This window comes from Marinilactibacillus sp. GCM10026970, assembly GCF_042660675.1.
Taxonomy (GTDB): Bacteria; Bacillota; Bacilli; order Lactobacillales; family Carnobacteriaceae_A; genus Marinilactibacillus.
The window spans coordinates 1-22,703 of the sequence record NZ_JBHSUL010000026.1 but is presented as its reverse complement, the minus strand read 5'-3'; the positions used below and the strand labels follow the sequence as shown (position 1 = coordinate 22,703).

Here is a 22,703-nt window from a genome sequence, read left to right as displayed (position 1 = left end):
GGTGCAGTAGTGGAGAGTGAAGATAGATTGACGTCGGAAGAGTTATTGAGTGCATCAGAAGGCTCTTTGGAAAAGTCCTTGCGTCCGCAATATTTCGATCAGTATATTGGCCAAGATAAAATCAAACAAGAGCTTTTGATTTATATCGAAGCAGCAAAGAATCGTGAAGAAGCTTTAGACCATGTTCTTCTTTATGGACCGCCGGGACTCGGAAAGACAACAATGGCAATGGTTATAGCAAACGAAATGAAGTCAACAATCAGAACAACGAGTGGACCGGCTATAGAGAAACCGGGAGATCTAGTTGCGCTATTGAACGATTTAGAGCCAGGTGGAATTTTGTTTATAGATGAGATTCATCGGCTACCAAGAGTCGTTGAAGAGATGCTTTACTCGGCAATGGAAGATTATTATATCGATATTATTATTGGCCAAGGAGAAACAGCCCATCCAGTGCATTTCCCCTTGCCCCCATTCACTCTAATAGGTGCAACAACGCGTGCCGGAACACTATCTGCACCTTTAAGAGATCGCTTTGGAATCCTATCGCATATGGAATATTATGATGAACAAGACTTAAAAGAAATTGTGGAGCGTACGGCAGACGTATTGAATACACAAACAGATGAAACAGGTGCAATCGAACTTGCTAGAAGATCAAGAGGAACACCACGTATTGCAAATCGATTGTTGAAGAGGGTACGCGATTATGCTGAAGTCGTCGGTGAAGGCATCGTTAATGAAGACATTGCTTCTAAAGCTTTGGATTTATTGAGAGTCGATAGCCATGGTCTAGATACTGTTGATCAGAAACTACTGATGACAATGATTACTCTATATAATGGTGGACCAGTTGGATTAAATACATTGTCTGCAAACATTGGTGAAGAGATGGAGACGATTGAAGACATGGTGGAACCTTATCTCTTGAAAGAGGGATTCATTCAGCGAACACCTAGAGGTCGAATAGCAACAGCTAAAGCCTACCAACATTTTGACTTACCTGAAAAACATCTTTAAAGCATCATAGAATAAAAAGGAGAGAAAATTGTGATGTTAACTACAGAAGACTTTGACTTTAATTTGCCAGAAAGCTTGATTGCACAAACCCCGCTTGAAGATAGATCTTCCTCAAAAATGATGGTCCTTTCTACTTCAGATCAAACTATTAAAGATCAGAAGTTTGAAGATATTATAGACGAACTGCAAGCTGGAGACGCCTTAGTTATGAATAATACGCGCGTACTACCTGCCCGGTTACATGGAGAGAAAGAAGAAACTGGCGCTCACATTGAACTACTACTTTTGAAAAATACAACAGGGGATAAGTGGGAAACGCTTGCCAAGCCAGCTAAAAAAGCTAAAGTAGGGACAAAAATTCTTTTCGGAGACGGTCGATTAGTCGGAATTGTTCAAGAAGAGTTAGAACATGGCGGAAGAATCGTGGAGTTTTCTTACGAAGGGATTTTCTTAGAGACCCTAGAATCTCTTGGTGAAATGCCTCTACCACCTTATATCAAGGAAAGATTAGAAGATCAAGACAGATATCAAACCGTTTATGCAAAAGAAAATGGATCTGCTGCAGCACCAACTGCTGGTCTACACTTCACAAAAGAAATCATCGAAAAAGTTGAAGCGAAAGGTGTAAAGATTGTTTTCTTAACCTTACATGTTGGGCTTGGAACATTCCGTCCAGTTAATGTAGAAAACTTAGATGAACATAAGATGCATGAAGAATTTTACCAGTTATCTGCTGAATCCGCTCAGACATTGAATGATATTAGAGAAAACGGTGGTAAAATCGTTGCAGTAGGAACCACTTCTATTAGAACGCTTGAGACCATTGGAACGAAATTCAATGGAAAGCTTGAAGCCGATAGTGGATGGACGGACATCTTTATCGCACCTGGTTACCAGTTCAAAGTGGTGGACGCCTTTTTGACAAACTTCCATTTGCCAAAATCTACATTGATTATGCTAGTCAGTGCGTTTGCTGGAAGAGAATTTGTCTTGAAAGCATATAATCACGCTGTTGAAGAACAGTACCGCTTCTTCAGTTTTGGGGATGCTATGTTTTTAAAAAAGTAAAGAAATTAAATTAAAAGAAATTGAGGGTTACAATGATAGATCATCCGATAAAGTATCATTTAGAGAAAAAAGAAAAACATACAGGAGCAAGACTTGGGAAAATCGAGACGCCACATGGAACTTTTGAAACCCCTATGTTCATGCCTGTTGGAACACTTGCAAGTGTCAAAACGATTGCGCCTGAAGAGCTAGAAGAAATGGGTGCAGGTATTATATTGAGTAATACGTATCATCTCTGGCTAAGACCAGGAGAAGATATTGTAGAAGAAGCAGGTGGATTGCATGAATTCATGCAATGGGACAAAGGCATTCTAACGGATTCAGGCGGTTTTCAAGTGTTTTCCTTATCTGATATGAGAGATATCAAAGAAGAAGGGGTTCATTTCAGAAGTCACCTTGATGGTTCAAAATTATTTTTGTCTCCAGAGAAGGCTATTCAAATTCAAAATAGTCTTGGATCTGATATTATGATGAGTTTTGACGAATGTCCACCATTTGATGAAAGCTATGACTATGTAAAAAAATCTGTGGAACGTACATCAAGATGGGCAGAAAGAGGCCTTGAGGCGCATAAAAATTATGACAGACAAGGATTATTTGGGATTGTTCAAGGTGCAGGTTTTGAAGACTTGAGAAAGCAGTCGGCAAAAGACCTAGTTAGTATGGACTTTTCCGGTTATTCAATCGGTGGACTTTCGGTAGGCGAGCCTAAAAAAGAAATGTATCGTGTTTTGGACTTCACAACACCATTATTACCTGAAGACAAGCCACGTTATCTCATGGGGGTTGGCACACCAGATGCCTTAATAGAAGGTGTAATGAGAGGCGTTGACATGTTTGACTGTGTATTACCTACTCGAATTGCACGAAATGGCACAACAATGACGAGTAAGGGTAGAGTTGTGATCAAAAATGCTCAATATGCCAGAGATTTTGGACCACTTGATGATAAGTGTAATTGCTATACTTGTCGCAATTATTCTAGAGCGTATATTCGTCATTTGATTAAATCGGATGAAACGTTTGGCCTTCGACTGACAAGCTATCATAACTTGTACTTTTTATTAGATTTAATGAAAAAGGTGCGCCAGGCGATCAGAGAAGACAATCTTCTTGAATTCAAAGAAGCCTTTTTTGAAGAGTATGGATACAACAAACCGGATGCTAAAAACTTTTAATTCGATTCAAACTTATGTAGCATTCGCTTACAAAATCTGATAAGGTAATAGGTGTCGTTAATGTTTAAATTTATTTAAACATCTAATCACTGCCTAAACGAACTAGGCTAAAGAAATAAAAAACATTTAAATTATCAGGGCTTTAAGCGACTCACAGTCTATGATAAAGAAATGAATAATGGAGGAAATAACATGGAAGCAATATTTGGATCAGTTTTACCTTTTGTTTTTATTATCGCAATTGCATACTTCTTGATGGTAAGACCGCAACAAAAACGAGCAAAAGAAGCTCAAAACATGCTGAATTCATTACAAAAAGGTGACTCTATCGTAACAATCGGTGGACTTCACGGCGTAATTGATGAAGTTGATTCAGAAGGAAAGACAGTTGTTTTAGACTGTGAAGGCATTTATTTAACATTTGAACGTCGTGCGATTTCTCGTATCGTAACAAAAGTTGATAGTGTCCAAACGACTGCACCAGAAGAATTAGGTACGAATACACCCGATTCAACTGATGAAGAAGAATTATAAACCGATAACTCAGTAATAAAGGAGGTACCTTTTGGACTTTCAAACGCAGACTTTTATGAATTATGAGGTTTGGCTGAAAATGAAGCAGGAGGAATTTTCAAAGAATGGCTATGATCAAGTCACGATCGAAGATCTTTGGAAATATTGCAATACTTTTCTGTGGAAACACATTCGTCCCGAGAGGTACCATGAAGAAGTAAAAGCCATTATGGGTATCGGACTGAATGATTACTTCAACTACGCTTCGCTTGAAGCTCAAGTTTATAATGTCTCCTCTCTTGATGAGATGGATTTTGGAGATATACTGAGATCATAAAGAAAAAGACAGAGGTGGGTGCGCTCATTCTCTGTCTTTTTGTTTGTCGTTTTACTAGATGTAACAATATAGTCTAAAACACAATGCTACTTGAAGGGAATTTCTAGTATAATCATTTTAGTAGATACTTTAAATTTTAAAGGTAAGATTAAAGGGTATAAAGTAATAAATGTGCAAATTTCGAACTCGGGTAAATGAACTAAAGAGGTGAACCGATGAAATATGGTATTCTAACTTTTGATGAACCTGAGAGGGATACATCTAGAAAAATCATTCATATTGATATGGATGCATTCTATGCTTCTGTAGAAGTTAGAGAAAATCCTTCTTTACGAGGTAAGCCAGTTATTATTGCTAGGCATCCAAAAGAAAATGGTGGTAGAGGGGTCGTGGCTACGGCTAGCTACGAAGCTAGAAAATTCGGAATTCACTCAGCTATGAGTGCTCAAAAGGCTTACGAACTATGTCCAGATGGGATATTTGTTTCTGGGAACTTTGAACTTTATCGTTCTATATCAGAAGAGATTCGAGCAATATTCAAGCGGTACACGGATTTAATTCAACCGCTATCTCTTGATGAGGCTTATCTTGATATAACTGAAAATAAGATTAATTTAAATAGTGCGACGTTAATTGCACAAAGAATTCAAAAAGAAATTTATTACGAACTAGGCTTGACTTGTTCAGCAGGCGTATCCTACAATAAATTTCTCGCAAAACTAGCCTCTGACTTTAAAAAGCCTTCAGGCATAACCGTTATTCCACCAGATGATGCTCATGGGTTTCTAACGAGTTTGCCCATTGAAAAATATTATGGTGTAGGAAAAAAATCAGTAGAAAAAATGCATGCACTAGGAATTTTTAACGGACAAGACCTGTTTGATCAGGATGAGATGGAACTTGTTTCTCATTTTGGTAAAATGGGCCATTCTCTTTACCGTAAAGTTAGAGGGATTGACGACAGTGCGGTAGTCGCTGATCGAACGCGTAAATCGGTCGGTAAAGAAAAAACATTTTTAGATGATCTGAAATCAGAGGAAGAAGTAACCCGGTCTCTTCGCCAAATCGCCAATCTTACTTTTGCATCTTTGAAAAAGAGTCAAAAGCACGGTAAAACAGTTGTACTCAAAATTAGATACAATGACTTCAGCACGCTTACAAGACGCAAGACATTTCCTGAATATATTCAAGATGCAGACGAACTTTTTGTAAGTGCGCTAAGGATTTTTGAGGAAGAAGGTTCAGTATCAAAAGGGATTAGACTTCTAGGAATCACGGTCACTAGTTTAGATTCTTTACTGTTTGAAAATATTCCGTTAAAACTTTGGGATAGACAAAAGACTAAAAATGAAAAGGAAACTGCAGATGGCGACGAAGCATGAACAAATTTTAAATTTTATCGAGTCAATCTCAATAGGAGAAAAGCTATCGGTCAGGTTGATTGCGAAAGAACTGAAAGTCAGCGAAGGAACAGCTTACCGGGCAATTAAAGAAGCCGAGAATAGTGGCCTAGTTACAACCATACCACGTGTTGGAACGATAAGAACCGAATCAAAAACAGAAGGAAATATTGAAAATCTGACTTTTGAAGAGATTTTAAAAATCATTGATGGAGAATTATTAGGTGGTAAAAAGGGATTAAATAAAACCTTAAATAAATTTATCATTGGTGCGATGACAGAGAGTGCGATGCTCCGTTATATCACGGAAGAATCACTCATGATTATCGGAAACAGAGAGTCCGCTCAAAGATTATCTCTTCAAAACGGCGCTGCTGTTTTAATAACTGGTGGATTCAGAGCAGATCAAGAAATTATTGATTTATCGAACAAATTGTCTCTTCCAGTCATGACGACTTCTTACGATACCTTTACAGTAGGTGCGATGATCAACCGTGCGATGAGAGATCAGTTAATCAAAAAAGAAATCATGCTGATTGAATCCATCTATACACGTTTAGAGCATACTCATTACTTAACAACGGATGATACGGTATACGATTACCGTATTGCCAACCAAAGTAGTCAGCATACAAGGTACCCGGTCATCGGACTCAATGACCGATTAGTTGGAATCGTGACGGCTAAAGATATTATTGGCAAAAAAGATACCGTCTTAATCAAAAATGTCATGACAAAAAATCCGGCATTTACAACAAATCATATGAGTGTGGCGAGTGTGGCACATACGATGATCTGGGATGGGCTAGAAGTTATGCCTGTCGTCTCAGAAGAAAAGAAATTATTAGGGATTGTATCTCGCCAAGATATTATGAAAGCAATGCAGTCCCAACAGCGACAACCACAGACTGGTGAAACGATAGCAGATCAGATCAATCAACTGATCAAGGAGAAGAACTCTGAAGAGTATGCTTTTAGCGTAACGCCACAGATGACAAATGGTATGGGAACAATCTCTTTTGGGGTGTTAAGTGAGATTGTTACTGAAACAGCTTATTTAAAACTTTCTCGGCAGAACAAAAGAAATATCGTGGTGGAACAAGTTCAGCTACATTATCTGAACTTGATACAAATCGGTAGCACATTAACAATCAGACCAACTGTTTTCGACAAAAGTAGAAGATCGGCTAGACTAGATATCGAAATCTATTCGGAGAGCGGATTGTCCGCCAAAGCGATCGTTGTTTGTCAACTCTTACAGAAAATTAAATAGTACAGGATTGGAAGGGAATTTAAATGACTTTAATATCAATGAATACAGCGGACTACGACACGAAATTAGAAATATTGAATACTATTAAAAAGTGGGAGACGATTATCATTCATCGTCACGAAAGACCTGATCCAGATGCACTTGGATCGCAGTGTGGACTAGCTGAACTCATTAAAGGCACCTACCCAGATAAAAAAGTCTATACAGCTGGTTTTGATAATGACAATCTAGCTTTTTTACAAAAAATGGATCCACCAAAAAAAGAAGACTACGCTGATGCATTAGTGATTGTAACGGATACTGCTAATGTCAAAAGAATAGACGGTAAGGCATATGATTTATCTGAGAACTGGATCAAAATTGATCATCATCCATTAGATGATTCTTATGGGGATATTGAGTGGGTTAATACAAAAGCAAGTAGTTGTAGCGAAATGATTGCTGACTTTTGGCTGACATTTAGAGATGAACTGGTCATGACGACAGAAGCAGCGAGATTATTGTATGCTGGGATTGTTGGAGATACGAATCGATTCTTATACAGTGGAACGTCAAGTTATACAATGCAAATCAGCGCAGAACTCATGAACTTTCCATTTTCACACACAGCATTAAATAATAAAATGAATGTCATCAAACCACCAGTTGCTAAATTGATGGGGTATGTATTGGAAAACTTTTCAGTCAATGATCAAGGCGTAGGGCATATCATACTGACTCAAGAGACTTTGGAGAATATGGATATTGGAGATAAGGATACAAATGGTATCGTTTCTCTTCCAGGATCCATTGAGGGCGTGAAGGCTTGGGGGATATTTGTTCAGCAAGTGGAAGGTCACTACCGTTGTAGATTGCGTTCAAAAGGGCCTGTTATCAATGAGATTGCAAAACAACATGACGGCGGAGGACACCCGCTTGCAAGTGGAGCTAATGCAAAAGATAAAAGTGAAATTGAACAGATTTTAGGACAAATGACGGAAGCAGCTGAACAGTGGACACCAGAAGCTTTATAAATCAGTCTTTAGACGGATGATTCTAAATCAGTATGCAGGTACGATAAGATGAAACATTCTTTACCTAAGATGATCAAAAGATAAAAGGAAATCGTCTGATATAACCACAGTGAATATTCAACGAATAAATGGGTATCAATGTGGTAACAAAAGATATTGAGGGAAAAATCATGAAAAATCAGAAGTTCAAGCAGCAACTCAAAAACAAGTCACGTTCTTTTTGGATCTGGTTGAAGCCAATTCTATCTCGTTTAATGATTCGACTGCGTCGGACTTGGAAAAAATACCATTTAACCAAAAGTCTGATTCTATTTGGACTGACGGTTTCATTGGTTTTCAGTATCTATCTAGCTTATTTGGCTAAAACAGCTAATGTAAACGCACTTCGTGCAGGACTAGAACAGACGACGACAATCGTTGATGTTCAAGGAGAAGCAGCAGGTACGTTGTATGATCAAAAAGGAACATTCGTAGAATTGGAACAGATTTCACCAAATATACAAAATGCCGTTACATCTACTGAAGACCAAAGATTTTATGAGCACCGTGGATATGATATTAGAGGGATCGGAAGAGCCGGTATTAAATTTTTAACAAGTGGTAGAATTTCTGGCGGCGGAAGCACCATTACACAGCAGTTGGCTAAAAATGCGTATTTATCTGCAGATCAAACGCTTATCAGAAAACTGAGAGAATTATTTTTAGCTATAGAGATTGAGAAACACTATAGTAAAGAAAATATATTGGAAATGTATTTGAACAATGCTTATTTTGGTAATGGGGTCTGGGGTGTTGAAGATGCTTCTTACAAGTATTTCAATAAATCAGCTGCTCAACTAGATGTAGCAGAAGCGGCTACTATTGCAGGAATGTTAAAAGCTCCATCAAATTATAATCCGATTGATCATTATGATCGAGCGATTGATAGAAGAAATGTTGTTTTAAGCTTAATGGTTGATACGGAAAAGCTCACAGAACAAGAAGCTCAGACGATTAGTCAGTCAGGATTAACACTCTCTGATGGCTTTGCAGACGAAGATGGATACCGTTATCCTTACTACTTTGATGCTGTGACAAATGAAGCTGTTTATCGCTACGGTATAGCAGAAGAAGATCTACTAAATAATGGATATACGATTTATACTTCGTTGAACCAGACCTATCAGCAACAGATGGATACAACTTACCAGAATAGTGCATTATTTACGGATGCAACAGACGGAACAGTCGTCCAAAGTGCTTCAATAGCGATTGATCCTTTAACAGGAGGCGTCAATGCAGTTGTCGGTGGAAGAGGAGAATATACTTTCCGGGGACTTAACAGAGCAACTCAAATGAAACGCCAACCCGGGTCAGTGATCAAGCCGTTAGGTGTTTACGTTCCAGCCCTTGAGAATGGCTATGAAATTGATTCAATGTTACAAGATGAATTGACATCATATGGAGAAACCAATTATCAACCTACTAATCTATCAGGAACATATGCTGGCGAAGTGACCATGTACAATGCACTGTCAAATAGTTTGAATGCTCCAGCAGTCTGGTTACTAAACGAGATTGGCTTGAACAAAGGTGTAAATAAATTAAAAGAATTTGGTTTACCTGTCAGTGATAAAGATATGCACCTAGGGGCTATTGCACTTGGTGGAATGGATCAAGGCGTTTCTCCGATGCAGATTGGGAGTGCCTATGCAGCTTTCGCTAATGGAGGAAGGCGTATTGACCCTTACTTTATTACAAAAATTGTGGATGCTACAGGAGCGATTGTCGTAGACCATACGAGACCAAAAGAGAAGCGCGTCATGTCGGAAAGTGTAGCGGAAGAGATGAATAGAATGCTGCTGAATGTATATTCTTCTGGTACAGCACGTAATAACCAACCAAACGGATATAAAGTTGCAGGGAAGACCGGTACAACTCAAACATCTAGTGGAACAGGCTCGACTGATCAATGGATTGTCGGGATGACACCGGATATCGTGGTAACAAGTTGGATGGGATTCGATCAGACGACAGAAGATCACTATTTGACAGATAGTAGCTCACAAGGGATCGGAATGGTCATGAAGTCTGAATTAGAGCGAATTTTACCCTATACAAGCCAAACGGCATATGCTGTAGAAGATGCAAACATAGAAGAAGCAAAAGCCGATAATAATCAAGAACTCATGGAGCAAGTGAACAAAGGAATAGAAGATACAAAAGATATCATTCGCAAAGGATCTTCTTATATCAAAGAAGGTGCTGGAAAAGTAATTGAGTTTTTCAAAAATTCTGTAAGATAATCTAGTTCTTATTCTAAGAGAAAAGTGATTAATACTAGAATGGTATTCGGATTCATGATAAACTAAAATTAGAAAATAATCAGTTAATTATCTGGTTATAAACGAAGGGATGAGAGTATGGCGGTCAATATTTATGACACAGCTAACCAGTTAGAAAGAGAAATAAGAGAAACAGAACAATTTGTAACATTGCAGGAATCTTTCAAAGCAGTACAAAACGATGAAGAAGCTAGTGCAATTTTCAATGAATTCAGAAATGTACAACAAGTACTACAACAAAAACAAATGACTGGGCAAGAAATTACTGAAGAAGAAGCACAACAAGCTCAAGAAATTTCAGGTAAAATCGGAGAGAACGAAATCATCTCTGGTCTACTTGAAGCGGAAAAACAAGTTGGACAAATGATAGACGATATTAACCAAGTTGTTTTGAAACCTGTTCGCGAACTATATCAGTAAAAATTAAAAGAACTTTAAGTGAAAAGAGCTTGCTGAAAGGTGAGCTCTTTTCATTTAGATTTAAAAAGAACATACGTACCCAGAAGATTTGAGAGGATTGAAGAAAGTATGATCAAATTTATTCATGCAGCAGACCTGCATCTGGATAGTCCGTTCTCTGGACTGAAAAGTCTGCCTAAAAAAATTGTGGAGATGATTCAGCAATCCACCTTTCAGTCTTTAGCGAAGATCGTGTATTCCGCAATACATAAGCAGGTAGACTTTGTTGTCTTTTCCGGAGATATTTATGATTTAGAAGATCGTAGTGTAAAAGCTCAAGTGCAATTTAAAAAAGAGATGGAACGCTTAAACAAAGCCAACATACCGGTTTATATCATTCATGGTAATCATGATTTTATTGGAGATGAAAAGCTCCATTTATCTTTACCTGAGAATGTTAAAGTTTTTGATACCAGTGTAGAAACCGTCCGTATGACAACTAAAAGTGGAGAAAGCGTTGCGGTCTCAGGATTCAGTTATGGTGAAAGATGGATCACGGAACGCATGATTACAGACTACCCTAAAAGACACACACAAGTAGATTATCATATTGGCTTATTGCATGGATTTCAAGAAGGGATCAGTAGTGAACATGCACACTATGCTCCTTTCACGCTGAATGAGTTAAAGGAAAAAGATTATGATTACTGGGCTTTAGGACATATTCATGTCCGAAGTAAAGTGTCGGATTTTCCACTAGCTTACTATCCCGGAAACATTCAAGGACGCAATAAAAAAGAAACTGGGGAAAAAGGTTACTTGATGGTTGAGCTTAAAAAGAATGCTTCTGCTCAAATTGAATTTCATGCTAGTGCGTCTATTATATGGAAAAAAGTGATGGTAGATGCCACAGGTCTAAATGATATGGATGCGATTTATAAGTTGATCCAAGAATCTTTGCCGACAGTTGAATCTGAACCAGTTCATTATCTTATCTCACTAGAGTTACAAGTCTCTGAAGACATTAAAGACACATTACTGAAAAAAATTAGCCAAGATCAATTTATTGAAGCACATCATTTTTTCGATGATGCTCAATTTATCTGGATCGCAAATTATAAAGTTTCTCAAATCAAATCAAATCACAATAATTCTGATCTGCAATCACTGTTTCCAGAGGCCTTTCAAGAAGTTCTATCAGAGCTTTCAAAAGAAGAAGCATTCAACGAGTTAACGACAGATTTCTTTGATCAGTCTAAGTTTTCTAGGATATTAGAGGAAAGATCGATAACTTATAGAGAAGAAATGATCAGAGACGCTTTATCAGAGTTGCGCAATCAGTCGATTTAAAAGGAGTAAGAAAAGTTGAAGATTAAAAGTCTAATAATTTATGGATACGGGAAATGGATTGATCAGACCTTTGATTTCTCTAGAGATTTTCATGTCGTCTATGGACAAAACGAAGCCGGAAAATCTACTATTATGTCATTTATTCATAGTATTTTATTTGGCTTTCCAACTAGACATAGTGCACTGCTCAGGTATGAACCTAAAGATAGTAGTCGGTACGGTGGGAAAATCATAATAGAGGATGAACGATTTGGAGTTGTCAGCATTGAACGTGTGCAAGGAAAGTCAACTGGAGATGTGACAGTCCTCATGGAAGACGGGGCAACGGGAAGTGAGGCCTTACTGCACAAAATTTTATATGGTATAGATCGTACCTTATATCAGTCAGTATTTTCTTTTCATCTAAAAGGAATCGAACGTGTTGAAGATATGACAAAAGATCAGATGAACCGTTATTTTCTAAGTGCCGGAGCTTTAGGAACAGAACAATTTCTACAAAAAGCTGACCAGTTCAAGCAAAAAGCAAATGGATTATATAAGCCCACCGGACGTGTACCAAAAATCAATCAAGCACTAAAAGGGCTAGAAGAAAAGCAAGCTGCTATGGAGTTAGCAAAAAGTAAAAACATAGAATACCTGGATCTACTGCAAAAAGTAGAAGGGTTAAAACAAAAGATCGAAGAACAGGAACGCACACAAAAAGATATAAATATAAGAATCCAAAAACTTAAGCAACTTGAACAGAACTTCGAAGTAGTTGAAACAATCAAACAACTCGAAAAAGAAATTGAGCAGTTAAATACTTCTAAACTTAATGAAAATAGTCTTTATGAAATGAATACGATAAATAAACAAATAGAAGATATTCAAAAAGAAATCAGAACTCAGCAAGCATTACTTAAAGGATTCGAAGAGGAATATGAACCGTCTAGTCAATTAATCTTATATCAAGAACATGAGCAAAGCATAGATGCCTTAGCTGTTCAAATTGGTTCGATCGATGACTTGATCAGAGAGCAACAGTATGTTTACAAAGAGTTAGAAAAAGCGGAACAAGAAATCACTAAAAAACGGATACAGCTAGGTTTATCTAATGATGAACAGATTTCAACTGCCCTAACGAAAGCTGAAAAAGAAACTCTAGAAGAATGGCAGCGCAAAATAAATCATAAAGAGAGTGGAATGAATCTACTTAAAGAGAAATTGGCGACTATCGGATTCAAGATCAGTTCTCTTGAAGAGTCCATTGATGAGTTAGAACAAAATCTCTGGTCTAATGAACAATTTAGAAAAGAAGAAGATCACTTTGAAGCAAAACCAGTGACCCATTCGCAGGCTATTCAGTTAACAAAAGAAATGAGTATTCTATTCGTTTCGATAGTATTGATTATAAGTACACTTTTATTGGATTTACCTTTTATGCTCTTGTGGATTTTACTAGCTGGTAGTCTCATAATGGGTAGTATTATCAGCATATGGAAAAAAATGCACAAAAAAGATCAAGATTCCGGACAGATATCCTATGAAGATTATATTCATCAAAAAGAGATCCGCAGACAGTGGCGAGACTATTTATTTAATAGCGACAAACTTGAAAGTGAAAAACAATCCTTACATTCAGAAATCGCAATTCTAGAAACAGAAATTGGAAACATTCAAAGTAGCTGGGCTAAGTTCAAGGAAGATAGATTGTCAGGATATCACACTGTACTATCAACTGTATTGCAATTTGAAGAAATGCTTAGTGAACTTCGTACTAGTGAACGCGCTCGGGATACAGTGCGTGATCACTTGGAAGAATTGAAAACAGTATTATTTCTCAAAACAGAACAGTTTGATCAAGTCTCTGAATTATTTTCCGAAGAAGACACACCTACTGAGAAAGTAACAAAATTCAAAGTGTTTTATCAACAAGTTAAAGAAGAAAGAAATCATTTACAGCAATATATGATCGAGAGTCAAAAAGCGAGAAGGTCACTGAATCGCTCGATTGAATCTGAGAAAGCGATTCTTAGAAAAAAACAGCAACTGTTGCAAGAGGCGGGGGCAGATTCCGAAGAGGTATTTAGGCATTTATATGGTATATTAAAACAAAAGAACGAAAAAGAAGAAAGATTAAAGGTGCTTAAAGAACAACTGCCTGAAAACCATTCTGAGATAAAAGCCGATTCGATAGAAGACATTCGATCTCAAGAAAAACAATTACAACAAGATGTATTGAATATAACTACGGGTATAAAAAACGATACTCAAGAAAAAATAGAAATCGAAGTTCATATCAAAAGACTGGAAGAGGGTGGAGAATATACAACACTACTACAGGAATTTGAAAATGAAAAGAGCCATTTACAAGAATTAGTGAATAGCTGGGTAACCAGTAAATTGGCTTCTAATATAATCGAAAAAACCCTCAAATACGCTAGAAAAGATCGGTTCCCGCAAACAATACTAGATGCTGAAAATTATTTCAGTTATTTAACGCAAGGAAAGTATACTAAAATCGTTATTGATGATGAAACGGTCTTTATATTAGATAATGAAGGTCAGTATTTTAGAGCAGATGAACTTTCAAGAGGAACCGCCGAACCTTTATATGTTGCATTAAGATTAGCCTTTATCAATAATATCAAAGATACTATTCGTATGCCTTTACTGGTAGATGACGGCTTTGTAAACTTGGATTGGACTCGAAGAACACGAATGTACGAATTGTTGAAAGAAATCAGTCAGACAACACAAATCATCTACTTCTCATTTGATGAACAATCTCTTGAATCTCTAGAAGATGGTCAGAAAACGATTTTAACTAAAGTATAAACGAACTATGGATAAAAACCTGAAAGGGAATGAGTATAGTGGAGAAAAAATTATATGAATATCGCATGGATGAGCAAGTGAACTTGTTCTTGTTAATTAAGTCATCAGAAGAAAAGACGACTAGAAACGGAAAGCCTTATCTAGCCTTTACTTTTCAGGATACAAGTGGTGAGATGTCGGCTAATTACTGGGATGCTTCTGAAGAAGATGTTGAAACTTTTCGTTCTGGGGCTGTTGTTAAAGTAAATGGAAAAAGAGAAGAGTATAAAGGGAGCCCGCAATTAAAAATCAATGCGATTCGAGTAGCTACAGAAGGTGAACCAGCGAATCCTGAACTTTACGTTGAAAGAGCACCTATCAAGAAAGAAAAAATGATTGAACAATTCAATAAGGCGATTTTTGACATTACGAATGCGAACATGAATCGAATTGTTCGACATATCATGAATAAGTACCAGAAAGACTTTTTCCAGAGTCCAGCTGCTAAGACTAATCATCATGCTTTTTTAGGTGGTTTGGCCTATCACACAATTTCCATGCTAGGAATTGCTCGTTCGATTGTGGAGCAATATGACTTTTTGGATCAGTCCTTACTATTTTCTGGTCTAATCCTTCATGATGTTGGGAAAGTGGTGGAATTATCCGGACCAACTGCCACAGAGTATACGCTTGAAGGAAAGTTGATTGGACATATTGTGATTGTACATGAAGAAATTTCTAAAGCTTGCCAGCAACTGAAAATTAATGAATCAAACGAAGATGTTGTTTTATTAAAACATATGGTATTGTCTCATCACGGTCAGCTGGAATATGGATCTCCTGTCAGACCGCAAGTTCCTGAAGCAGAAGCCCTTCACTATATTGATCAGATTGATGCTAGGATGAATATGCTTCAGTCAGCAATCAACAAAACAGAAAAAGGGGCATTTTCAGAACGACTATGGGCTATGGAAAATCGATCTTTTTATCGTTCAAACCTTTCAGATAAACTGTAAAAATCAGTATAGCTTCAAATATTATTCAAACTCATGAATAATGTGTAAACATTCTTAGCATTTTAGTAAAAAGCAGGTTTTTATCGCGACATAGGTTTAAAAGTAATCAATGCTGTGGTATATTAATCAAAGTATAGAAGAGTAAAACAAAGTAAATCAATGAAAAGCTGTCATAAATTAGCTTGTATAGATTTGCTAAATGTTTTGATTTTAAAACTTATAGAAGTAGGATGTGTAAAGTAAAATATGAAAAAATGGTTAATCGCTACAATGGCTTGTTCAGGAATATTACTTGCAAGTTGTTCTAATAGCCCAGAAGTGGCTTCTACTGAAAACGGAAGAATTAGAGAAGATGCTCTATATGAACGTATGAAAAATGAAGTAACACAATCTGGTCAAAAATACGGTGAACAAATGCTTCAACAAATGTTACTTGAAGATATTTTAGAAAATGCCCATGGCGATCAAGTGTCAGAAGAAGATGTTGATGCAGAATTTGAATCAGAAGCTGAACAATATGGTGGTGTTGACCAGTTCGAGGAACTGATTGCGAACCAAGGTTTAGACGTTGATGACTTAAAACAAACAATGCGTACATCTTTATTAGTTGAAAAAGCGATTTCTGAATATGCAGATTTCTCTGATGAAGATATTCAAGAAGCGTATGATAACTACTCAGTGAACAACACAATTTCTCATATCTTAGTTGAAGATGAAGATACTGCGAATGATATTATTGAACAATTGAACGATGGAGCAGATTTCAGTGAACTTGTTCAAGAATACTCTACAGATACCGCTTCAGTAGCTAATAACGGTGAAATGGAACTGGTTGAAGGTCAATTTGTACCTGAGTTTGAAGAAGCTGCAAATGCTTTAGAGAATGAAGGAGATGTTACTCAAGAACCTGTTCAATCACAGTTTGGTTACCATGTGATCAAACTAGTGAAAGTCGGAGAAAAAGGCACGCTTGATGAAGAAAGAGAAACGATTGAAGAAAATATGATCGCTGAGAAATTAGCAGATCAAGCTTACGTCCAAGAAGTGATCTCTTCTTTAGTAGCAGACGCTAATGTCCAAATTGCTGATGATGATTTAAGCAATGCAATGAGTGCCTACATGCAACCGGCGACGGAAGAACAGCCAGTTGAAGAAGAAACACCTGCTGATGATGCAACGGATACGGAAGAAAACACAGAAGAAAATTCTGATGAAAATACAGATGAGAACACAGAGACAGATACAGAAGAAAATACAGAAGACTCAGAGTAAATTTCTCTCAGTTTGTAATAAAAAGAAGGCTTGCCAAGTGGCAATGCCTTCTTTTTATGTGTCATTATTTTGCAGTTGTACTTTTAATGTTCACAGTGGCTACTTCAATATCTTTATTAATCTTGTCCGTTTTTCTTTGAATTCTCTCTATTCTTGGTTGTGCTTCATACATATACTCATTTGAAAGAGCTTGAATATCAGTGATGAATTCAGTTTGTAATTTCATTCCTTCGTCAGTTAAATTTTGCATCGCTGCTTTCAAGTCGCTGACTTTATCATTTACATCCTTTACGTGATCGGTAGTATCATCAATATATTTTTTCAGTTTTTCCTGATTTTCTTTACCGGATCTCGGTGTCGTCAATAATCCGTACGTACCTCCTAGAATGATTCCGCTTAAACTACCTAAAATAAAATGTTTCATTTTGTCATTCCCTCCAATGCCTTTATGAGTTCTGATTGTATGTTATCTAATTCTGCGTCAGTATATTGATCAGAATTATCTGACCACTTCAGACCAAAATCATCATCTTCACTATATCTTGGTAATAAATGAATATGACTATGGAAAACAGTCTGGGAAGCGACTGCTTCATTGTTCATTAAAATATTTAACCCTTTAACGTCAGGATTGTGTTCTTTGACAGCTTTTGCCACTATAGGAAGACTTGAAAATACATTTGCTGCTAAATCCTCATCGTATTCAAAAATATTTCGAACTGGTTTTTTTGTAATAATCAATGTGTGGCCTCTAGTAACTTGTGACAAATCCATTATAGCCATCACATGTTCATTCTCAAAAATTTTACGAGCAGGAATTTCTTCTTTTATTATTTTTGTAAAGATACTGTCTGTCATTTTCATTCCTCATTTCGTTTTAACGATCATCCACATGATCTCATGATTTATTCTAGTTTAGCATAGAATCTAGCATTTTAATAAAAAGAAGCCTATTTTCTTCCTCAGCTTTATTTGAACTTATGGTAAAATATAGAGAACTCGAATAGGAGGAAGTTTATATATGAGCTTACAGATACAAAATGTCACAGGAGGCTATACAAGAAGACCTATTCTAAAAAAAGTCTCCTTTGATGTCTCAGATGGGGAATTGGTAGGATTAATAGGGCTTAATGGTGCGGGGAAGAGTACAACGATTAAGCATATTATGGGTCTATTGGAACCTTTCGAAGGCAAAATTACGTTAAATGGGAAAACCATTAATGAAGATAATATAGAGTATAAAAAAAATATTGGATTTGTCCCAGAAACACCTGTTTTATACGACGAAATGACGTTAAAAGAACATATAGAAATAACGGCTATGGCTTACGGTATTGAAAAAGAAGTGGCTTTTAAAAGAGCGGAGCCATTACTTTCTCTGTTTAGATTAAAAGACCGACTGGAATGGTTTCCATCTGATTTTTCTAAAGGAATGAAACAAAAGGTCATGATTGTTTGTGCATTTCTGATAGAACCTAGCCTTTATGTGATAGATGAACCATTCTTAGGATTAGACCCTCTAGCGATAAGAGATTTACTTAAATTGATGGAACAAAGAAAACAAGCGGGCGCATCTATATTGATGTCTACTCACGTTTTAACGAACGCAGAAAAAATCTGCGATTCTTTTGTTATTCTTCATGATGGAAAAGTTTTTGCGAAAGGTAATTTAGAGGAACTTCAATTAGAATTTCAGATGCCTGGAGCGAGTTTGGATGAAATATATGGACGTCTGGCTGACGAAGAGGGTTTTGCAGTATGACGATTCAATCATTGTTCAAACAACGATCCTCTATTCATTTCAAGCAACTTTCAAGGTATATGAAATATGTCTTGAATGATCATTTTGTGCTGGCGTTGTTGCTGGTACTTGGAGCTGCTGGATTTGGATACTCGAATTACGTCCAGACAATTGAACAAGGCGCTATACTACCTCGTTTCATTTTGTTGATTCTTATGGTAGGTGTTGTAACTGGCGGAACAATCACTACATTGATGCAACAAGCAGATGTCGTCTTTTTATTGCCATTAGAATCAGAGGTTATCCCTGTCTTGAAAAAGAGTGTATTGAAGAGTTTGCTAGTATTAGCTTTTCCAGTGGCCTTCGTGTCTGCGGCAGCTATGCCCTTGCTAGTCGCAACACAAGGTATAAAATTCAATGTCTGGCCACTTTTTTTAGCTACGTCAGTTCTTTTTAAATACATTGATTTGAATTTTCAATTTATGAGTTTTTTTCAAAGTGAAGTTTTAAAGAGAAGTCTATATACTCATGCAGGAAAGATGATTAGTTTATTTGGATTTACATTGAGCATATTTGTAGGGGTATCTCTGGGGCTGTTTTTTTCCATAATCATCGTCTTAATACAGTTTATATATAATAAAAAAATGGACCGAGCATCTAATAGATTACAATGGAATGATGTTATCGCAAAAGAAGAAAATAGACAGCAGAAACTTTATCGATTCATTAACTTATTCACTGAGGTTTCTTTTATTGAATCTCATCCAAGACGGTTGAAATGGTTAGACAAAGTCATAAACTTTCAGTCCGGAAAATTTTCGCAACCACATTACTTTTATATTTTAAGATCTTTCTACAGAAATCCTTCCTACAGTGGACTTGTCAGTAGATTGGTTTTAATTAGTGTTTTGATGATTTCATTCAGTACACTGATTGTCTTGAATCTCATGTTAGCGGTACTTTTTCTGTACCTCATTGGTTTCCAATTGATGCCGATTTACCAACAGTTCAAACAAAATTTTTATTTTCAATTGTACCCGATTCAAGAGACTGGTAAAATAAAATCCATCCAGCGTTTAATAACGGAAGTTCTTGCAGTCGTTTTGGTTATTTTTACACTTACCGGATTAACCAAAGATATTTATAGCGGTGCAAGCTTATTTTTAGGTGGTGCGATCTTTATCTTGATGTTTACAAGACTGTATTTGCCTAAGCGTTTAAAACGGATGGAGCAATTTTAATTAGAGAAACGAGGAAAAAGACATGAAAGTAATCTGGAATAGCCAAATTGTTGATCGAGAAGAAGTTAAGATAGACCCAGAAGACAGAGGATACCAGTTCGGTGATGGTATATATGAAGTAGTAAGAGCTTATAACGGTCATTTTTTTGGCTTAGATGAGCATGTCGACCGCCTGTATTCTAGTGCGGATAAGATTGAAATGGTCATTCCTCAATCAAAGGAAGAAATGAAAAATTTGATGGTTAAATTATTGAATGAGAGCGACGTACAAACTGGAAATCTTTATCTACAAGCAACCAGAGGCGTAGCTTCTCCAAGAAATCATGTATATCCTGACATGAGCGTTTTACCAACGATAACTGGAAATGTAACAGCAGTACCCAGAAATGCCCAAAAGATCGAAAATGGTATTACTACAATTACAGAACCGGACATTAGATGGTTAAAATGTGATATCAAGTCGATTAGCCTTCTGGGAAATATCATGGTCAAACACGAAGCACATAAAAAAAATGCTGATGAAGCGATCTTGCATCGTGATGGTATTGTTACAGAGTGTTCTGCCTCAAATGTTGCAATTGTTAAAGATGGTACTATTTATACGCATCCCGATGGAAACTTGATTTTACCGGGTGTGACAAAAATCGTTTGGCTCAAATGTGCAGAAGAATTAGGAATAGAAGTTAAAGAAGAACCTTTTACGTTAGAGCAACTTAAAGAAGCCGATGAAGTCTTTTGTTCAAGTACGACTATTGAAGTAATGCCCATCCATACGATCGATGGAAAAAAAGTGAATGGCGGTCAACGTGGAAAAATCACAGAACAATTAGCAGAAGCATTTAAACTGAAGATAGAAGAAGCTTGCGGAGAACTACTGTAAGATCGAAAATGAATGATGAAGACAAAACGAACAATTAAAATGAACCTGCTCAAACAGCTTATAGAACTGTTCTTAGACTCAAGTAGTCAGTAATCTAGAAAAAGAACGTCTATCCGCTTGACGAGTAGGTCATTTCTTTCTACAATAGAGGAGACAATGCTATCAGGAAAGTGAACGGGCGAATATGGATAATAAAAGGATTGAGTGGATATGGAGTTAGAGAGAGAAACGGGGTGGAAATTACATCCTATAGGTGGAGACACCGGTCAGGCTTATATGGGGACAAAAAATGAAGAAAAGCTTTTTCTAAAGCGAAATTCATCACCTTTTTTAGCAGCACTTTCACTAGAAGGAATTTCTCCTAGATTGATATGGACCAAGAGAATTGGAAACGGAGACGTTTTAACGGCACAAGAGTGGTGCAACGGTCGAAATCTTTTTAAAGACGAAATGTTATCTTCTAGAGTTGCCAAAATACTTAAGAAAGTCCATCGTTCTCAGAGTTTGAAAAGAATGCTCCAGCGTATGGGAGGTCAATCCATCACACCGCAGGATCTTCTAGCAGAGTATCAAGAAAACATTCCAGAAGAACTGGCAGAACACCCGCAATTGAAAAAAGCGTTGGAATGGGTGCAAGATACTAAACTAGATATCATCAAAGATTCTGAAGTGACCGTTTGTCACGGAGATGTATCCAGAAAAAACTGGTTGCTGTCTGAAGAAGATGAATTGTATCTCGTTGACTGGGATTCAGCTGTACTAGCGGACCTTGCATATGATATAGGACAACTATTTAGTCGCTATATCGATAAAGAGCAATGGAATAGCTGGTTGGTTGAATATGAACACGAATTAACAGAATCTTTTATGATGCGGATTCAATGGTATGTCATCATGACATTGTTGATTGATGTCAAGAATGCTCACCGAAAAGGTCAATTTATTAAAATGAACAATTCTATTATTAAGATTGATCAATTACTTTGATTGAAGAACTGATTTAGGTATTATTCGAAACTAGTGAAATTAAATTTATAGGAAAATGGGGATCAGACAATCTTGATTGAATCTGTCCCTATTTTTACGTTAAGGAGAGAATAGAGTTATGCGTTTAAGAAATAAACCAGGAGCTGAAGAGAAATTATTGGAGTATGACCAATATGTTGTAGCTAAACCTGATGAATGGAAAGGGAAGTGGCAAGATCGATTTGAAAAGAAACAGCCACTTCACATGGAAATAGGGATGGGCAAAGGTCGATTTTTAATTGAAATGGCTAAACAAAATCCTCACATCAACTATTTAGGTATCGAATTACAGACTAGTGTAATCGTATCTGCGCTTGAAAAACAAATAGAAGAAGACTTGCCAAATGTTCAATTACTTCAGGTGAATGCACAAGACCTTAAAACCTATTTTGAAAAAGGTGAAGTTCAAAGAATTTACCTAACGTTTTCTGATCCATGGCCAAAAAATAGACATGAAAAAAGACGTCTGACTTACAAAGACTTTTTGAACAGCTATGAAACGGTACTAGATGACCAGGGAGAACTACATTTTAAAACAGATAATCAAGGATTGTTTGAGTATTCACTGATTAGTTTTTCAGAAAAAGGGATGATTTTAAAAGAGTTATATCTGGATCTTCATAATAGTGATGTCGAAGGTAATATTATGACAGAATATGAAGAGAAATTTTCGAAAAAAGGCAATCGCATTTATAAGACAGTGGCTTACTTTCCAGAACAAGGCTAATTAAAGAAAAAAGCGTAACGAATGCGATATAGTGACCCCAAAAAGTTAGACTTTTTTCAGAGCAGATATTCTGCTCTGTTTTTTTATGCTATTTTACACTCGTTTGTATGAGTTCGTCGATACTCGATT

Annotated in this window: 21 protein-coding genes; 19 read left to right on the top strand and 2 right to left on the bottom strand. The window is 36.8% G+C overall.

The window, feature by feature from the left end; translation table 11 throughout:
• Positions 1–27: 27 nt before the first annotated feature.
• The 14 genes from ruvB (at position 28) to ACFP65_RS07100 (ending at position 16,959) form a co-directional block, all read left to right on the top strand.
• Entirely contained in the window at positions 28–1,020 is a 993-nt protein-coding gene (gene ruvB, locus ACFP65_RS07165; RefSeq protein WP_379917251.1) for a Holliday junction branch migration DNA helicase RuvB, read from the top strand.
• A gap of 33 nt (positions 1,021–1,053) precedes the next feature.
• Complete coding sequence (gene queA / locus ACFP65_RS07160) at positions 1,054–2,088, top strand: tRNA preQ1(34) S-adenosylmethionine ribosyltransferase-isomerase QueA (RefSeq protein ID WP_379917249.1); 1,035 nt, start codon at positions 1,054–1,056, stop codon at positions 2,086–2,088.
• A gap of 32 nt (positions 2,089–2,120) precedes the next feature.
• Positions 2,121–3,266, top strand: a complete 1,146-nt coding sequence (tgt, locus tag ACFP65_RS07155) for a tRNA guanosine(34) transglycosylase Tgt (protein WP_379917221.1) — start codon at positions 2,121–2,123, stop codon at positions 3,264–3,266.
• A gap of 192 nt (positions 3,267–3,458) precedes the next feature.
• Positions 3,459–3,800 (top strand): preprotein translocase subunit YajC, encoded by a 342-nt coding sequence (gene yajC / locus ACFP65_RS07150; protein WP_379917219.1) that lies wholly within the window; start codon positions 3,459–3,461, stop codon positions 3,798–3,800.
• A 31-nt stretch (positions 3,801–3,831) separates the two neighbouring features.
• Positions 3,832–4,116 carry a post-transcriptional regulator gene (locus ACFP65_RS07145; RefSeq protein ID WP_379917217.1) on the top strand — a complete coding sequence of 95 codons (285 nt, stop codon included), beginning with the start codon at positions 3,832–3,834 and terminating at the stop codon, positions 4,114–4,116.
• A gap of 215 nt (positions 4,117–4,331) precedes the next feature.
• Positions 4,332–5,498 carry a DNA polymerase IV gene (gene dinB, locus ACFP65_RS07140; RefSeq protein ID WP_379917215.1) on the top strand — a complete coding sequence of 389 codons (1,167 nt, stop codon included), beginning with the start codon at positions 4,332–4,334 and terminating at the stop codon, positions 5,496–5,498.
• Positions 5,482–6,789, top strand: coding sequence for a DRTGG domain-containing protein (locus tag ACFP65_RS07135; RefSeq protein WP_379917213.1), 1,308 nt, complete (start codon positions 5,482–5,484; stop codon positions 6,787–6,789). Before dinB ends, ACFP65_RS07135 begins: the two co-directional genes overlap by 17 nt.
• A gap of 23 nt (positions 6,790–6,812) precedes the next feature.
• The gene (locus tag ACFP65_RS07130) at positions 6,813–7,802 is read left to right on the top strand and encodes a DHH family phosphoesterase (protein ID WP_379917211.1); all 990 of its coding nucleotides are present in this window, start codon (positions 6,813–6,815) and stop codon (positions 7,800–7,802) included.
• Positions 7,803–7,972: 170 nt separating this feature from the next.
• A complete protein-coding gene (locus ACFP65_RS07125) occupies positions 7,973–10,087 on the top strand; it encodes a PBP1A family penicillin-binding protein (RefSeq protein ID WP_379917209.1) in 2,115 nt (704 codons plus the stop codon).
• A 117-nt stretch (positions 10,088–10,204) separates the two neighbouring features.
• Positions 10,205–10,546, top strand: coding sequence for a YlbF family regulator (locus ACFP65_RS07120; protein WP_379917207.1), 342 nt, complete (start codon positions 10,205–10,207; stop codon positions 10,544–10,546).
• 108 nt (positions 10,547–10,654) lie between these two features.
• Positions 10,655–11,875, top strand: a complete 1,221-nt coding sequence (locus ACFP65_RS07115; RefSeq protein ID WP_379917205.1) for a metallophosphoesterase family protein — start codon at positions 10,655–10,657, stop codon at positions 11,873–11,875.
• 15 nt (positions 11,876–11,890) lie between these two features.
• Positions 11,891–14,692 (top strand): ATP-binding protein, encoded by a 2,802-nt coding sequence (locus tag ACFP65_RS07110; protein ID WP_379917203.1) that lies wholly within the window; start codon positions 11,891–11,893, stop codon positions 14,690–14,692.
• Positions 14,693–14,721: 29 nt separating this feature from the next.
• On the top strand, positions 14,722–15,687 hold the full coding sequence (locus ACFP65_RS07105; RefSeq protein ID WP_379917201.1) for a 3'-5' exoribonuclease YhaM family protein: 966 nt from the start codon (positions 14,722–14,724) through the stop codon (positions 15,685–15,687).
• 246 nt (positions 15,688–15,933) lie between these two features.
• Positions 15,934–16,959: a peptidylprolyl isomerase gene (locus ACFP65_RS07100; RefSeq protein WP_379917199.1), complete on the top strand. Its 1,026-nt coding sequence runs from the start codon at positions 15,934–15,936 to the stop codon at positions 16,957–16,959.
• Between the two features lie 64 nt (positions 16,960–17,023).
• Here the strand turns inward: ACFP65_RS07100 and ACFP65_RS07095 are convergent, their stop codons facing one another.
• Together ACFP65_RS07095 and ACFP65_RS07090 are read right to left on the bottom strand one after the other, a co-directional pair.
• Entirely contained in the window at positions 17,024–17,383 is a 360-nt protein-coding gene (locus ACFP65_RS07095; protein WP_379917197.1) for a YtxH domain-containing protein, read from the bottom strand.
• Positions 17,380–17,817 (bottom strand): HIT family protein, encoded by a 438-nt coding sequence (locus ACFP65_RS07090; RefSeq protein ID WP_379917195.1) that lies wholly within the window; start codon positions 17,815–17,817, stop codon positions 17,380–17,382. The genes ACFP65_RS07095 and ACFP65_RS07090 overlap by 4 nt, the downstream gene beginning before the upstream one ends.
• A gap of 163 nt (positions 17,818–17,980) precedes the next feature.
• On the opposite strand from ACFP65_RS07090, the gene ACFP65_RS07085 reads away from it, so the two are divergent.
• The 5 genes from ACFP65_RS07085 to trmB all read left to right on the top strand — a co-directional run bounded on the left by ACFP65_RS07085 (position 17,981) and on the right by trmB (position 22,574).
• Positions 17,981–18,721, top strand: a complete 741-nt coding sequence (locus tag ACFP65_RS07085) for an ABC transporter ATP-binding protein (protein WP_379917193.1) — start codon at positions 17,981–17,983, stop codon at positions 18,719–18,721.
• The gene (locus tag ACFP65_RS07080; protein ID WP_379917191.1) at positions 18,718–19,941 is read left to right on the top strand and encodes an ABC transporter permease; all 1,224 of its coding nucleotides are present in this window, start codon (positions 18,718–18,720) and stop codon (positions 19,939–19,941) included. Before ACFP65_RS07085 ends, ACFP65_RS07080 begins: the two co-directional genes overlap by 4 nt.
• Positions 19,942–19,963: 22 nt before the next feature.
• Complete coding sequence (gene dat, locus ACFP65_RS07075; RefSeq protein WP_379917189.1) at positions 19,964–20,821, top strand: D-amino-acid transaminase; 858 nt, start codon at positions 19,964–19,966, stop codon at positions 20,819–20,821.
• Positions 20,822–21,031: 210 nt separating this feature from the next.
• Positions 21,032–21,808 carry a phosphotransferase gene (locus tag ACFP65_RS07070; RefSeq protein WP_379917187.1) on the top strand — a complete coding sequence of 259 codons (777 nt, stop codon included), beginning with the start codon at positions 21,032–21,034 and terminating at the stop codon, positions 21,806–21,808.
• A gap of 118 nt (positions 21,809–21,926) precedes the next feature.
• Positions 21,927–22,574 carry a tRNA (guanosine(46)-N7)-methyltransferase TrmB gene (gene trmB / locus ACFP65_RS07065; RefSeq protein WP_379917185.1) on the top strand — a complete coding sequence of 216 codons (648 nt, stop codon included), beginning with the start codon at positions 21,927–21,929 and terminating at the stop codon, positions 22,572–22,574.
• The last annotated feature ends 129 nt before the right edge of the window (positions 22,575–22,703 follow it).